Raw genomic sequence first — 14,703 nt, forward strand, 5'->3', positions numbered from 1 at the left:
CCCCCCCCCCCCCCCCCCCCCCCCCCCCACCTCTGTCTCAGCCGAGCGTCGTCACCGTGAGCTCGCCGTCCGCGTACTGCTTGCGGAGCACCTTCTTGTCGAACTTCCCGACGCTCGTCTTGGGCACCGCCGGGATCTGCGTCCAGCGCTCCGGCAGTTGCCAGCGCGCGACGCTTTCGCCGAGGAAGCCGCGCAGCTCCGCGTAGTCGACGCGGACGCCCTCCTTGGGGACGACGGCGGCCAGCGGGCGCTCGCCCCACTTCTCGTCGGGCACCGCGACCACGGCCGCCTCCGCCACGTCCGGGTGGGCCATGAGCTGGTTCTCCAGCTCCACCGAGGAGATCCACTCGCCGCCGGACTTGATGACGTCCTTGGCCCGGTCGGTCAGCGTCAGGTAGCCGTCCGGCGTGATGGTGCCGACGTCGCCGGTGCGTAGCCAGCCGTCCGGGCTGAACTTGTCCTCGGGCCGCAGCGGCTCGCCCGCGGCGCCCCCGTAGTACGCCGCCGCGATCCACGGCCCGCGCACCTCAAGTTCGCCGGCCGACTGCCCGTCCCACGGCTGGAAGGTGCCGTCCGCGCCGGCGAGCCTGGCCTCGACGGAGGCGGGGAAACGGCCCTGCGTCAGCCGGTACGCCCAGGTCTCCTCCTCGGAGAGGCCGTGCGGCGGGTGCGAGATGCAACCCAGCGGCGACGTCTCGGTCATCCCCCACGCGTGCACCACCCGCACCCCGTGCCGCTCCTCGTACTCCCGCATCAGCGACGGCGGGCAGGCGCTGCCGCCGATGATGACGCTGCGCAGCGACGCCACCTCGCGCGGCCTCGCGTTCAGTTCGGCCAGCAGCCCCTGCCAGATGGTGGGCACGGCCGCGGCGAGCGTCGGCCGCTCGATCTCGATCATCTCGGCCAGCGGCGCCGGCTGGAGGAAACGGTCCGGCATCAGCAGCCTGGTGCCCGCGAGGAACGCGGCGTGCGGCAGCCCCCAGGCATTCACGTGGAACATCGGCACCACGGGCAACATCGTGTCCGCCACCGTCATCCCGAACGCCTCGGCATTGTTGACCTGCATGGCGTGCAGGTAGAGGGAGCGGTGGCTGTACGCGACGCCCTTGGGGTCGCCGGTGGTGCCCGAGGTGTAACAGAGCGCGCCGGCCTCGCGCTCGTCGATCTCGGGCCAGTCGTAGTCGGTCGGGCGGCCGGCCAGCAGTTCCTCGTAGTCGTGCACCTGCGGCCCGGCGTCCGCGAGCAGCGACCGGTCGCCCGGGCCCGCCACCACCACGTGCTCGACCGTCGGCAACTGCGGCAGCAGCGGGGCGAGCAGCGGCAACAGCGAGCCGTTGACCAGCACGACCCGGTCGGCGGCGTGGTTGACGATCCAGGTGAGCTGGTCGACGGGGAGCCGCAGGTTGAGGGTGTGCAGCACGGCGCCCATGGACGGCACGGCGAGGTACGCCTCAAGGTGGAAGGAGTTGTTCCACATGAGGGTCGCGATCCGCTGGTCGCCGTGCACCCCGAGCTCGTCCCGCAGCGCGTGCGCGAGCTGCGCCGCCCGCGCCCCGACCGCGGCGAACGTACGTCGCTCCGGTTCGCCGTCCCCGGTCCAGGTCACGACCTGCGAGTTGCCGTGCACCGTCGAACCGTGCCGCAGGATGCGGCTGACGGTCAGCGGTACGTCCTGCATCGTGCTCTGCACCGGGGCCTCCCGAGAGGGTGTGTTACGCGCGGGTAAGGGATGCGCCGAATATCGCAGCCGACCGCCCGGCATGTCACTAGTTCCCGCGGGCCGGCCCCCTGGGTTCCCGCGGGCCAGCCACGTCCTGGCCGGGATCGCCCCCCAGCCCCCTCCCGCCGCACCGCACGGGCCACGTTCGCGCCCGCGCGGGAGGGCGCGGGGGTGGCATCGGCGTACGGGCATCGGCGTACGGGCCGGGCTTGGAACCTGGGGGTGCGAACCGCGGCGTGCGGCGGGGAGGCACGGCACACCGCGGCGTACGGGGCGGGGCCACGACGGGCCCGGCAGCGTGAGAGAGGCGGCACGGGGCTTGCCCGCGCGGGGCGGGGCCTGCCGTGCGGGGCGAGACGGGGCTCGTGCGGGGCGGGCCCCTTCGGACCGGTGGCCCTACGCGGCCCGGCTCAGCTCCGGGTCCTCGCGGAGCTTGCCGAGGGCGCGCGAGACGGCGCTCTTGACGGTGCCGATGGAGACGCCGAGCACCTCGGCGGTCTGCGCCTCGCTCAGGTCCTCGTAGTACCGCAGGACGACCATGGCGCGCTGCCGGTCCGGGAGCCGCACCACAGCGCGCCACATCGCGTCCCGCAACACCTGCTGCTCGGCGGGGTCGGGCGCCGGCACCGGGTCGGGCTCGGGCAGCTCCTCGCAACTGAACTCGTCGACCTTGCGCTTGCGCCACTGCGAGGTGCGCGTGTTGACCAGCGCCCGGCGGACGTAACCGTCCAGCGCCCGGTGGTCCTCGATCCGCTCCCACGCCAGATACGTCTTGGTGAGCGCCGTCTGAAGCAGGTCTTCCGCGTCGCTGGGGTTCGCGGTCAGGGAGCGGGCGGTACGCAGCAGCACCGGCCCGCGCTCCCGTACGTAGGAGGTGAACGACGGGAACCCGGCAGTGCTAGCAGTGGATGCGCTGTTGCACACAGGCGTGGTCATGGGCTCAACGCTAGGAGCGCGCGGTGCGCTGCGGATCGGCCGCAGGTGCCGAAGCGAGGTCCGCCTCTGGTTGTACGGGTGGTGCTGGCACCACCTCCTTCGGGCGGAGGGCGTTCGGGGTCTTTCAGGGTTGCGCACCGGGGCCTACCGCGGCAGGGCCCCTGAGGAGAGCGCGACACGCCGGCCGCTGAGGCCCTTTCGACCCCGAATCATCCCTGAGTACGAGGGGGGACCCACGGCCCACCACGATCCGCCGCGGGCGCTCCGTGCCGCGGCCCGGGGCTCACCCGCGGGGCTGGCGCGCTCCCCGCGCGGGGCGGCACCGGAGCGTACCGGTGCCTGGTGCGGGACCGTCCCCGACGTCGATGCGGGACCGGGCCGATGCCGGCGCGGGCCGCCCCGCACGGGGACGGGACGGCCCGGGTCAGGTCAGGTCAGGTCAGGTCAGGTCAGCGGATGATCGCGACGGGGGCGTCCACCAGGTTCCGGTCGATGGCGAGCTTGCGCCCGCCGTGCGTCTCGGTCACGTCACCCGCGTACTGGTGGATGCGCCGGTGCGGGTGCCAGGCCCGCCGGTCCAACCACTGCTCCCCGTACAGCGAAGGCCGCACGCCCCAGCGCGCGAACCACATCACCTCCGGTAGGTCCTTCTCCCCCGCCTTCCGCGACTCCTCCATGTGGCGTACGCCGGAGTTGGCGCTGCTGTAGAAGCCGGGCACGTACCCCTGCCGGCGCACCTCACGGTTCCAGGACCGGACGAAGGCGAGCGTGGTGCGGCCACAGCGGTAGCGCTTGAAGTGGTACGCCTCCATGTCGAGGTAGAGCGCGCTGCCCCGCACCATGCCGAGCCGGCCCGCACTGCGCACCGCGTCCTGCGCCTCCTGCCGGCCCTGCGCCCAGGCGTTGTCGCCGATCAGGAAGCGCCGCTTGGAGGCGGCCGTCACGCACGGCGACTGCGACCCCACGTAGATCGGGATGACCTCCCAACCCAGCCCCTTCACCTCGCGCAGCCAACCGGTGCTCAGGTGCTTCTGCGTCTTGCAGTGCCGCCCGCGGCCACCGAAGTAGACGCCGATCCCGCGGTAGGGCGAGGCGTTCCAGGCCCGGATCGTGCTCACCGGCGGCGCCTGGCACCGGTCGATGGCCCACCCGTGGAAGTTCCGCCGCTGCGCGCCGCCCGCCTTCGCCGCCCCACGCTCCGGACGCGGCGCCGTCTTCTTGGCCTTCGGCGCCGCGGCCCGAGCCTGCTTCGGGGCGTGCTTGGGTGCCTGCTTGGGTGCGTGTTTGGGGGTGGCCGCCGGAGCCCGCTTGGCCTGCGGGGCCGTGGCCGGTGCGGCCCTGCGCGCCCGCTGCGGGGCGGTCGCCACGCGGCGCGAACCCTGCTGGCTGGTGCTGTTCGCCTGCCGCGGGCGGTACGGGGTGGCGGGGTTCAGTCGGCGAGTGCGCTGGGCGGTGGCGGGGTCGGCCTGCCGCGGGCGGTTCGGGGCGGTGGCCGCGCTGCCGCCGTCGGCCCGTTGGCCCCCGGGCCCGGCCAGCCGGTCGGTCCATCCGTCGTCCCAGCCACCGCTCAGCCCGTCGTCCCAGCGGTCGCTCCGCCCCTCGGCCACGGACACCGGCCCGGCCACCAGGACCCCGCAGAGCGAGGCCAACGCGGTGAGCAGCCCCACCACGCATCCGACGAACCGCCCGTACGGGCCGGTTCGCCGCCGGCCGGGACAGGCGGGTTGGGGTGGCTCGTCGGGCGACCCCGGTGGGGCCCCGGCCGCCGTCCAGGGTCGGCGGTGCCGCAACGGCGTCAGCCGAGCCGCCCGGCCCGGCGGCGCGCCCGCAGCCGCCCGCCCGGGCCGCGCCGCGCTCGCCGGCCCCTGTGTCCCGGGCGCCCTCCCGAGCCGTACGCCGCGGCGCGGCCGAACGCCCACGCCCCACCCGACGCTCAGCAACCACCGGTACCGAAAGAGCCAAGACCGCGGGCCACGCCCGCGCATGCCATACGTTCGTCCCATAAACCGAGTGAAGGCACCACCACCCGCCACCGCCGGCAGACACGCCTACCGTTCAGCCGTCTGCCCCCGATCCCCCCGCCTGACCTAGCCCGGACGTGCGATGCGCGGGGCGGACGCGCGGATCACGCGCGCGGGCGGGGTGCGCGGGCTGGATGCGTGGGCTGGATGCGTGAGCAGTTCCCTGCGCCGGATGTGCAGGTCACACGTGTGGGCCGGCCACGCGGGCCGGGTGCGCGAGCCCCGCGCGCCGGTACGGGGCGCGAGAACGAGGACCAGGGGCAGGGACGGGAACGGGAACGGCGACGCGAACAGGGACGGAAACGGCGACGGCGACGGGAACAGGGACGGCAAAAGAAAACAGTCGCGGGGGGGGGGGGGGGGGGGGGGGCCCGAAAGGGGCGCCGCCGCGCGACCGATCACCTCACGTCAGCCTCATGGCATCACCACGGCTGGCACCACCGGGCCGGCCCCACCAGGCCGACATCACCGAACTGGCACCACCGGGCCGGCCTCACCACAGCGGCCCGAAGCTCACGTTCGTGTTGTGCTGGCTGATGGGCGTGATGCCCGACCCGATGACGTTCGCGGTGTTGTTGTTGTTCGTCGCACCCGAGCCGTTGGCCACCTGTTGCGTGGTGGTCGAATTACCGAGGTTCAGGCCCGCGCCACTGCCGATGAGTGCGGCGTCACCGTCGTTGGACTCGGCACGCGAGAGTCCGGCCGCGATCGCTCCGCTGTCCGCCTGGGCCACCCCGCCCATGAAGACGATGGCCATCGGAAGCGCGGCGACGGCGGCCAGTACGCGGGCGGTGCGAGTGCTTGCCATGTCAATTCCTCCTGGAATCGCAAGAGTTGGACCGTGCATCAAGCCCTTGGCGCAAGGCGGTGGGCCCACCGCCTCGACCCCGTTGCGACGTCGCGAGACCAGAGTTGCCCACCCGTCCGGCGGTGAACTCGGCACCGCCCCCGATTCCCCCGCAAGCATGAGGCCCGGCCGCCAAACCCCGTCACACCCATCGCCCCTACCCTCCCCGCACGCCCGCCGAACGGGCCCTCCACACACTCCGCGTACGCCCCCAACTCCCCTGCGCCTAACCGTTCCTGCTCCCCAGCCCCGCCTCACTCCCGCCCCCGGCGCACGCCGGGCACACACCTCCCACTGCCGACCCACCCACCACCTCTCACCCCGCGAACCGAACGCCGCACCGCTCCCCTCACTCGTACGGGTAACGCCCCTGCCATCCGTGTCGCGCCCCCGCGCCCGCCCAGCACGATGGTCCGCGGCCCCGACCGCGGACCAGGAGATCCCCGTGAGCACCGTGCAACCCCCACCCCACTGCCCCGGCTGCGGCACCCGACCCCTGTGGAAGGACACCAGCACCATCCGCATCGGCAAGGAGGACCGCTGGCTCTGGTACTGCACCACCTGCCTCCGCAAGTACCGCCCCACCACCGACCACAAGCGCCGCTACGCCTGACCCCGCCCGCCCCCCGTACGCCGACGCCGTCACGGCCTGACCTGGAGGCGTAGCCGCCTTCGCCGGCTCGCCGGGCACGGGACCCCTCACGAGCACCCGCGTGTAGAACGGCCCCATGACCACATCGGACGCACCGGCCCGCCGCCGCCATCGGACCAGGCCGGCTACGGCGCACGGCGCGGCGGGGGCCGTCTGCGCGCTGGCCCTCACCGCCGCACTGGCCGGCTGCGGCTCCGACTCGAAAGACGACGCGGGGGCGCCCCGCTCGGCCACCCCCTCACGCTCGGCCAAGCCGTCACCCGCGTCACCCGCACCCACCAGGCCCACCGCGCCACCGTCCCCAACCACGGCGAAGCCAGCGAAGCCGGCGAAGCCCATGAAGCCGTCGACACCGGCCGAGTTGCAGGCGTGCGCGGACGGAAGCTGCACGATCGTCGTGACGAAGGGCACCGAAATCCCCCGCGCCAACGCCCTCCGAGCGGGCCCGTTCACGGTGGACTCCGTCAGCGCCGAAGGCGTGGACCTGCACTCGGTCGCCCCGGACGGATTCGTCTCCTCGTTCCGCAACCAGCTCCCCGGCCCGGGCGCCTCCACCATCAACGGCCAGTCGTTCTCCGTCCTCACGATCACGGGCCACACCGCGAAGCTTCGGCTCTTCCCGGCGACGTAGCAGCGGTCCGTGCTGGGAGTACGGCTTCGCCTCCGCCACAGCCACCCCGCGACCCCCGCCACCGGGCACTCCAGCGGGACGCACAAGGCGAGTTGCGCCTCGGCGGGGCCTTGGAAAGAACCTCGGCCGGCTCCGCTCGACCTGGGACACCCCCAACGCACCAGGGGCGCCCCGCACCGCGGGACGCCCCTGCTGACCAGCCAAAACGCTGACCTACTGCGGAGGCTGAGGGATTTGAACCCTCGGTGACATCGCTGCCACGACGGTTTTCAAGACCGTTCCCTTAGGCCGCTCGGGCAAGCCTCCCCACCCCGCCCACCTGCTGCGGAGCGCCTACAGCCTAGCGGCTTTCGGGGCCTTGTCGCCGCCCCGGTCCAGGGGGTGGGCGGGGGCGCGTGGTGGGTGTGGGGTGGGTAGGGGGAGCGGGGTGTGGGCTAGCTGTCGCCTTCGCGTTGGCCGAGGGTGACCTGGGCCTTCATCTCCTTGCCGCCGCGGGTGAAGGTGATCACGACCTTGTCGCCGGGCTGGTGCGTCCAGATTTCGCTGATCAGGGTGGGGCCGCTGTCGATCGCCGTGTCGTCCAGCTTGGTGATCACGTCGCCGGGGCGCAGGCCCGCCTTGTCGGCCGGGCCGCCCGGGGTGATGGGCTCGGCGGTGCCCTGGTCCTCGCGGGAGATGGTGGCTCCGGCGCCGCTGTCCTTCATGTTCACCGTGGCCTCGATCACCGGGTACACCGGCCGGCCGGTCTTGATCAACTGGTCGGCCACCTGCTTGGCCTGGTTGATCGGGATGGCGAAGCCGAGGCCGATGCTGCCGGACTGCGCGCCCTGACCGCCGGGGCCGCCCCCGCCGCGGGCCGGTTGGATCGCCGAGTTGACGCCGATGACCGCGCCCCGGTTGTCGAGCAGCGGGCCGCCGGAGTTGCCCGGGTTGATGGAGGCGTCGGTCTGGAGTGCGCTCATGTACGACGCCTTGCTGCCGCCGCCGTCGCTGGAGGCGACCGGTCGCTTCTTGGCGCTGATGATGCCCGTCGTGACGGTGCCGGAGAGGCCGAAGGGCGCACCGATCGCCACCGTGGCGTCGCCGACCTCGACCTTGTCCGAGTCGGCGAGCGGCAGCGGGGCCAGTCGGCCGGGCGCGTCCTTCAACTTCAGTACGGCGATGTCGTAGCCCTCGGCCCGGCCGACGACCTCGGCCCGGTACTTCTTGCCGTTGGAGAACGTGACGCGCAGTTCACCGCTGTCCGCCGCGGACGCCACCACGTGGTTGTTGGTGAGGATGTGGCCCTGCTGGTCGTAGACGAAGCCGGTGCCGGTGCCGCCCTCGCCCGAGGTGCTCTGCGCTTCTATGGTGACCACGCTGGGCAGCGTCCGGTCCGCGATGCCCGCCACGGAACCGGGCGCCCGGTCGTTGGTCTTGGACCCCTCCGACGAGGCCGCGACGGTGGTGGAGTCCCCGTCGTCGTTGCGGTCCGCGGCCCAGAACCCGATGCCGCCGCCGATCCCACCGGCCACCAGGACCGCCGCGAGCACCGCGGCCACCAGACCGCCGCGCTTGCGCAACGGCGGTCGCGGCGCCACACCGACCGCGCCCCACGCACCGGGCGCACCAGGTGCCCCGGGCGCACCGGGCATCCCCGGCCCACCAGCCGCGCCGCCGGCGCCGTACGGCTGGCCGCCGCCGGCCCACCAGCCGCCGCCCGCGCCCGCCGCGCCACCCGCACCGCCGCCCACCGGTGCCGCCGGGTGCGTCGGCTGCGGATACGCGTCAGCCGGGTGCGCCGCGCTCGGCGCACCCGACGGCTGCGGCTGCGCGTCGACCGGCGCCGGTGCCGGCGGTGCCGCCGGTGGATGTCCCGCCGGCGCGGCGGCCTGCGGCTGGCCACCGCCCGCGCTGCCCGCGGCGCCCGCACCACCCGCATCGGCCGGGGCCTCCGTTCCCGCGGCGGGACCCGCGCCCCGCCCACTCGTGGCCGCGTCGGGCGCACCAGCCGCATCGGCCGGGCGCGCCGCATCGGCCGCGGGCGTCCCGGCCGGAGGCGCGAGGCCGTAGTCGGGTGCGGCGGGTGCCGAAGGTGCAGCGGGTGGGGTGGCGGGCGGCGCTGGAGGCGCCGTGCGCGGCTCGGTCTCGGGCGGAACGGCAGCGCCTTCGTTCTCCGTGCTCACAGCTCACTCCTCAAATGCACGACGGTCTGATGCACGACATTGCGGCCCGGTGGCGGGTGGCCAGCGCCGACGAAGGTCTGCCGACACCCTTTCCCACGGCTTGTCAGGCCGTCGTAAGGAGCGACCGACCACCGTGCAGGACGGTGCTGCGCCGCGGCCCCGACCAGCGACCCATCACCCGTCCAGCCGGTTACGGACGAGGCGGATGGACCCCCGGGCGCCGCGACCACCGAGGCGACCCGCGCCAGGCGGTGGCACCATAACGCGGTGACCTATGCGCGCCAGGCCCGGGACGACGGCCCCGGTCCGCACAGCCCGTCCGTCGTCGCCCACCGTGGCGCGTCCGACGCCGAACCCGAGCACACGCTGGCCGCGTACCGGCGGGCCATCGAGGACGGCGCCGACGCGCTGGAGTGCGACGTTCGGCTGACCGCCGACGGACATCTGGTGTGCGTGCACGACCGGCGGGTCAACCGCACCTCCAACGGCCGCGGCGCCGTCTCCAGCCTCGAACTCGCCGACCTGGCCGCCCTCGACTTCGGCTCCTGGAAGGGCCAGGCGGCCGATGCCGAACTGCCCGACCGGGACAGCACCACGGTGCTCACCCTGGAGCGGCTGCTCGAACTCGTCGCCGACGCCGGCCGCCCGGTCGGGCTCGCGATCGAGACCAAGCACCCCACCCGGTGGGCGGGCCAGGTCGAAGAACGGCTGCTGACGCTGTTGCGCAGGTTTGGGCTCGACGGCGGGCCCACGGAAGCGGGCCACGCCCCGGTACGGGTGATGAGCTTCTCGGCGCGTTCCCTGCACCGCGTCCGGGCCGCCGCGCCGGAGCTGCCCACCGTCTACCTCATGCAGTTCGTCTCGCCCCGGCTGCGGGACGGCCGGCTGCCCGCGGGCGTCGGCATCGCCGGGCCGAGCGTGCGCATCCTGCGCAACCACCCCGGTTTCGTGGCCAGGCTGCACCGCGCGGGGCACCGAGTGCACGTATGGACAGTGAACGAACCGGCCGACGTCGAACTGTGCGTACGGCTGGGGGTCGAAGCCATCATCACCAACCGTCCGCGGCAGGTGCTGGCCCAGCTCGGCAGGGCGCCACGGCCCTGAGCCGAGGCACACCGGCGCATTCGGTACGTGGACGAACGTGACGAGTGCGTCGTCCGATCCCAGATGGCCGGTTTCCGATCCACTCGCTCCGGGCATCCATCCCCTGGCATGGGGCAAAGGAGGTCTCGGGGGTGGCGTTGGTGGTGGCACAGGAAGTGCCGACGTCGTCGATCATGTCCGTACCCCATGGCCCGGCGGGCGTGGGGGAAGCGCGGCACCGGATGCGCGGGGAGCTCCGCTCCAGCGGGGTGCCGGAGACGGTCATAGACGACGCCGTATTGATCCTTTCCGAATTGCTCAGCAACTCCTGCCGGTACGGCAGACCGCTGGACGCAGACGATCCGACCAGTTCCGCGCACGGCGCGGACGGCAGTGCGGGTCCGGGCGCGATGCGCGCGTCCTGGCGCGTGGACCCCTACGGCACGCTGACGGTGGAGGCCACCGACGGCGGCGGCCCGACAAGACCACTTCCAGCCACGCCGTCCGTCACCGCCCGGGGCGGCCGGGGCCTCAACATCATCGCCGCACTCGCCGACGAATGGGGCGTACGGGACGGGCACGGCGAAGTGACCGTCTGGGCCGTCCTGTCCTTTCCCGCCACCGCCACCGCCACCAAGCAGCCGGCCAGCGCCGCGTACGCCCCCGAGGTCCGCTGTCCCACCCAGCGGCGCAACACCTGGGAGGAGCTGGACGGGCTTGAAGAGTTGAAGGGCTTCGGCAGCGACCTGGGGGAGCTGGACGGCACCGCCTGATCCACCGGCCCCTCGCGCCGCGCCACGGCGACCAGCCGCCCTTCGCGGCCCGCGGCCTACTCCCCGTCGATGGCGCAGAGCTCGGCTATCAGCTCCGCGTCCCGCATACCGGCGAGCGCGTACCCCTCCGTCTCGTCCCACGGGACCGGCACGTCGTCCGTGGACACGCTCCACTGCGCCGTCGGCAGCGCGCGGCGCAGCTCCGTCACGGTGTCCAGCACGTGTGCGATCACCGGGAAGAGCCGGCCGGGGCTGAACGGCAGCTTCGTGGAGCCGTTCAGGACCGCGTCCGGGACGCGGTCACCGGCGTCGTAGAGGTAGCAGCTCTCTTCGTCCGGGTACGGGAACGACGCCTCGCGGGCGCTGACGATCCGCTCGACCTCGGCGGCCTCGTCCGCGGTCAGCGGGGTCGCCCGGCGTGCCTCGTACATCAGGGAAACGCTCATGGTCGAAGCGTAGGCGCGGGGTGTGACAACGCCGCCGGCGCGCGGGTGGCCGGCCGTCGTGCGCGGGCCGCCGCGGAGCCGGGCCGCGGCGCCCGGTCGCGGCGTCGGGGCGGCCGGTGCCGTGTGCGCCGATCGGTCCGCGGGCGGGAAGAGCTAGGCTCGCGAGGCGTCCGAGCCGTACCGACCGGGAGACAGCCACACCATGGCCAAGAAGCGCCGCCCCCAGACGAAGACCAAGCCCCAGGGCGCGGCCTCCGATGCCGCATACCCCGTGGTCGGAGCCCGCGAGCCGTGCCCGTGCAACTCGGGCCGCCGGTACAAGGCGTGCCACGGCCGGGCCGCCGCGCACGCGGTGACCGAACTCGTGCAGCGCCCGTTCGACGGGCTGCCCGGCGAGGCGGACTGGGTCGCGCTGCGCGAACTGGTGCCCGCGGCCACCGTCGAACTGCACCTCAAGGGCGGGCTGCCGGACGGCGTGCCGTCGGTCACGCTGGCGACGGTGCTGCCGATGGCCTGGCCCGCGCTGCGCCGCGACGACGGTTCCGTGCTGCTCGGCCTCCAGAACGACACCGCCTCCGGTGACCTCAGCCGCGACCTCGCGGGAACGTTGCAGCGCGCGCTGACCGCCGAGCCCGGCACGCCGGTGCCGGCGGGCGACGCGTCCGCCGACGGGCCGCGGCTCCAGGACCTGCTGGACCCGGCGGGCGCCTTCGCCCCCGTGGTGCACGACGGGTTCGAGTTCTGGATCGAGGACGCGCAGAACGCGACCGGTGAGGTGGCCGCCTCGCTGGAGCGGGCCAATGACGCCGCCATCCCGACGGCCCGGCTCTCCGGCGTCGAGTCGGCGTACTGGTGCGAGACCCCGGAGAAGAACCACCTGCGCTGGGTCATGACCCACCCGGAGGAGAAGCTGCTGGACGCGCTGGCCCGGCTGCACGCCGCCGGTGCCTCCTCGCTCGGCGAGGGGACCCGGCTGGTCGGCTCGTTCCGTGCGCACGGGCTGACCGTGCCGGTGTGGGACCTGCCGACCTCGGTCCGCGCCGACGACGTCGAGAAGCCGGCCGCCGCCTTCGCCGAGCGGCTCGCGGAGGCGCTCGCCAACGAGGCCCCGCTGACGGCCGACGAGCGCCGGGCCCGCAGCGGTCTCACCAACCGTCAGGTCACCTTGAGCTGACGCGAACACGAGCACGCCCGCACGGCGACGAGCCGTCCCCCGGGGCGCCCCGCATGGCCGGTCCCAGACCGGCGCGGGGCGCCCCGTTCGCGCTCCCGCTCCCAGGGAACGCGCCGCCTGCCGGCGCCTTGTCGCCCGTGCGGCGCGTACGCCACCGCCCGTGCGGTGTGCGGCGGTCTGCGCGGGCGGGGGCGGTACGCAGCGGGGTCAGGTGGTCGGGGCGGCCGGGGGCGTGCGTGCGGGGAGTGGCGGGGAGAAGGTTCGGGCTGGTTCGGGGTGGGGAGAAAGGGCTTACTGCGGTGGCGCGGGCCGGAGAACCGGAGTGCGGGAGTGTTCGCCATCAGACCGGAATAATGCATTCCGGATGTTTCAACTTCCACGCCGTGGTTTCACCATCAATGACACGGCCGTCCGACCAGCCGTTTGCCCGATTGTTTGTGGGGCGGGCGGCCGAGTGCGGTTCACGATGCGGCGGGTGATCGATTCCATCCGGGCGCCCCACCCGCCGAATGCGGCCCTCCACTCAACGGCAAGCCCGCACCACTTCCCCGGCTTAGCCGCCTTCCCACAGCGGTACTGACCGGCCGGAGATATCGCAGGCTCTTTGCAGAACGTGTTCGTTCGTACGGTACGGACAAATCTTTCGTACGGTCTGCACAATGCGCGGCTGCGCCCGTCCGCAGCGCCGATGGTTCGGGTGGTACGCGGCGGCGTCCGCGGTCGTTGCGCCGTGGCACAAATGTCGAACCGACGGGCTGCCGGGGCCGGCCGACGGCGCCCGGCGGGGCCCGGCCGGCCCGGCCCATCGGCGCCGGTGGGCGGGGTTGTGACGCCGGTACGGGGCGCGGGCGGGAGGGCGACGGGGCCTGCCTCCGGGGCCGCCCGTGCCGCTGGGGACCGGGCTCACCAGCGCGGACGCCGCATCGCCGGAGCCTGCGGGGCGGGGCGCGCGGGCGGGGCTGCGCGGTGGGGTGCGGCGGCGGGTGGCGGAGCGGGCGCGGGTCGGGCACGGGACGGGGGCGGCGCGGGCGCGGCGCCGAGCCGGATGTTCGGGCCGAGATCGGGGCAGGCCGTTGACCGTTCCGGCGGTCAACAAAGAAGTTCAGCGATGAATCTCAGAAGATTCGGCCGTTTCAAAGGTTTGCCGCGGCTCAGGGCGTTTCCTTCCAGGTCATGGGGGGCGGATGGGTGGGCGGGTTCAGATGGGGTTCCGATGCGGGTGCGGTGTGCTCGTCCTACGGTCATCGCACGGCCGGCGGTGGCCATGACAGCAGTGCCGTTGCACGGGATGCTCACGGATAGCCGCGTTTGCCGGCGATAGCGGAGATAGCCCGACCGCGACGGACGGGGAGAGGCGCAACGTGGTCACGCCCTGTCTCCATCGGACCCCGTACAGATGATCCTCAGACGATCCAGATACGTGACCCTGGTCACAACTCCCGGTATTAGCCAGGAAATACGCGTCTTGAAATCCGCGATCGAATTTGCGAACCGCCGATCTCTTGTTACCGTTCTAGGAGCCCGGTCGCTGGTGCATCCCCCGTCGCCAGCGACCGGGCGCTTCCATGTCCGGACCCGGCCACGTCGCCGCGGTAGACCGGCTGCGGCCCGCGCCGTCGATTCGGCGCCCTGGCCCGGGAGTTGCCGCTACGGCCCCCGCCCCGCCCCTCGCGCCACAGCCCCACCGTCGGACGCCCCGCACCCCTCGCGCCCGCCTCGCACGCTCGCTCGCGCGACACCCCGAGCGTCCCCCACCTCGCTTGCGTACGCCAGGTTCTGGCCCTGCGTCAGCTCCGTTTCGGTAGTCGCTCCCGGCCGCACGCTCGCCGTCTCCTGCCGCCTCTCTCGCCCCGCTCCCGCCCCGCTCCCGCCCCACGCGTGGGCGGGCGCCGCGGCTCCGGCCGCGCTCGCGCCCACGGCCGTACCCGCGCCCCCGCCCACGGACCCGCCCGTCGCCCCCGCTGTGCGGCCCCTACGGCGCGAGGTCTGCCGGGCCTCCTCGCGCGCGCGTGCGCGCGAGGCGGGCCGGCCGATGAGGTGGGGCCGACCCGCCTTGCCGGCCCGGACGGCGCCGCAGCACGCGCGCGGGCGCCTGGCGGCGGCTCGACGGCTGGTGGGGCCCGTCGCGGCGGCTGACGGCGCCTGAGCGCCCGACGAACGGCGCGCTGGCGTGAGGGGGCCCGGCGGGCGTCGTCCGGAGCGTGAGGGGACGAGGACGGGGACGAGGACGGGGACGGGGACGGGGACGGCGCGCA

11 protein-coding genes and 1 tRNA gene are annotated in these 14,703 nt (G+C 73.9%); 5 read left to right on the forward strand and 7 right to left on the reverse strand.

Annotated features, from left to right (window positions below):
* Positions 1-37: 37 nt before the first annotated feature.
* The 4 genes from ACMA1D_RS05990 to ACMA1D_RS06005 all read right to left on the reverse strand — a co-directional run bounded on the left by ACMA1D_RS05990 (position 38) and on the right by ACMA1D_RS06005 (position 5,485).
* On the reverse strand, positions 38-1,690 hold the full coding sequence (locus ACMA1D_RS05990; RefSeq protein ID WP_414722818.1) for a long-chain fatty acid--CoA ligase: 1,653 nt from the start codon (positions 1,688-1,690) through the stop codon (positions 38-40).
* A 426-nt stretch (positions 1,691-2,116) separates the two neighbouring features.
* Positions 2,117-2,656, reverse strand: a complete 540-nt coding sequence (locus ACMA1D_RS05995) for a SigE family RNA polymerase sigma factor (RefSeq protein WP_349997139.1) — start codon at positions 2,654-2,656, stop codon at positions 2,117-2,119.
* Between the two features lie 449 nt (positions 2,657-3,105).
* On the reverse strand, positions 3,106-4,326 hold the full coding sequence (locus tag ACMA1D_RS06000; protein WP_414722819.1) for a DUF1906 domain-containing protein: 1,221 nt from the start codon (positions 4,324-4,326) through the stop codon (positions 3,106-3,108).
* Positions 4,327-5,170: 844 nt separating this feature from the next.
* A complete protein-coding gene (locus ACMA1D_RS06005; protein ID WP_349996433.1) occupies positions 5,171-5,485 on the reverse strand; it encodes a hypothetical protein in 315 nt (104 codons plus the stop codon).
* A gap of 484 nt (positions 5,486-5,969) precedes the next feature.
* On the opposite strand from ACMA1D_RS06005, the gene ACMA1D_RS06010 reads away from it, so the two are divergent.
* Positions 5,970-6,137 carry a hypothetical protein gene (locus ACMA1D_RS06010; RefSeq protein ID WP_414722820.1) on the forward strand — a complete coding sequence of 56 codons (168 nt, stop codon included), beginning with the start codon at positions 5,970-5,972 and terminating at the stop codon, positions 6,135-6,137.
* 115 nt (positions 6,138-6,252) lie between these two features.
* A complete protein-coding gene (locus ACMA1D_RS06015; protein WP_414722821.1) occupies positions 6,253-6,807 on the forward strand; it encodes a hypothetical protein in 555 nt (184 codons plus the stop codon).
* A 219-nt stretch (positions 6,808-7,026) separates the two neighbouring features.
* On the opposite strand, the gene ACMA1D_RS06020 is transcribed toward ACMA1D_RS06015, so the two are convergent.
* Positions 7,027-7,113: transfer RNA gene (locus ACMA1D_RS06020), tRNA-Ser, on the reverse strand.
* A gap of 128 nt (positions 7,114-7,241) precedes the next feature.
* Positions 7,242-8,972, reverse strand: coding sequence for a S1C family serine protease (locus tag ACMA1D_RS06025; RefSeq protein ID WP_414722822.1), 1,731 nt, complete (start codon positions 8,970-8,972; stop codon positions 7,242-7,244).
* Between the two features lie 267 nt (positions 8,973-9,239).
* Here ACMA1D_RS06025 and ACMA1D_RS06030 point away from each other — a divergent pair, with 267 nt between their 5' ends.
* Positions 9,240-10,076 (forward strand): glycerophosphodiester phosphodiesterase, encoded by an 837-nt coding sequence (locus ACMA1D_RS06030; protein ID WP_414722823.1) that lies wholly within the window; start codon positions 9,240-9,242, stop codon positions 10,074-10,076.
* Positions 10,077-10,207: 131 nt separating this feature from the next.
* Positions 10,208-10,828 (forward strand): ATP-binding protein, encoded by a 621-nt coding sequence (locus ACMA1D_RS06035; protein ID WP_414722824.1) that lies wholly within the window; start codon positions 10,208-10,210, stop codon positions 10,826-10,828.
* A 56-nt stretch (positions 10,829-10,884) separates the two neighbouring features.
* Here ACMA1D_RS06035 and ACMA1D_RS06040 read toward each other — a convergent pair whose 3' ends face one another.
* Complete coding sequence (locus ACMA1D_RS06040) at positions 10,885-11,274, reverse strand: hypothetical protein (protein WP_414722825.1); 390 nt, start codon at positions 11,272-11,274, stop codon at positions 10,885-10,887.
* A gap of 202 nt (positions 11,275-11,476) precedes the next feature.
* Here ACMA1D_RS06040 and ACMA1D_RS06045 point away from each other — a divergent pair, with 202 nt between their 5' ends.
* Positions 11,477-12,448 (forward strand): DUF5926 family protein, encoded by a 972-nt coding sequence (locus ACMA1D_RS06045; protein ID WP_414722826.1) that lies wholly within the window; start codon positions 11,477-11,479, stop codon positions 12,446-12,448.
* The last annotated feature ends 2,255 nt before the right edge of the window (positions 12,449-14,703 follow it).

Source organism: Streptomyces sp. 796.1 (assembly GCF_047525675.1).
Classification (GTDB): domain Bacteria; phylum Actinomycetota; class Actinomycetes; order Streptomycetales; family Streptomycetaceae; genus Streptomyces.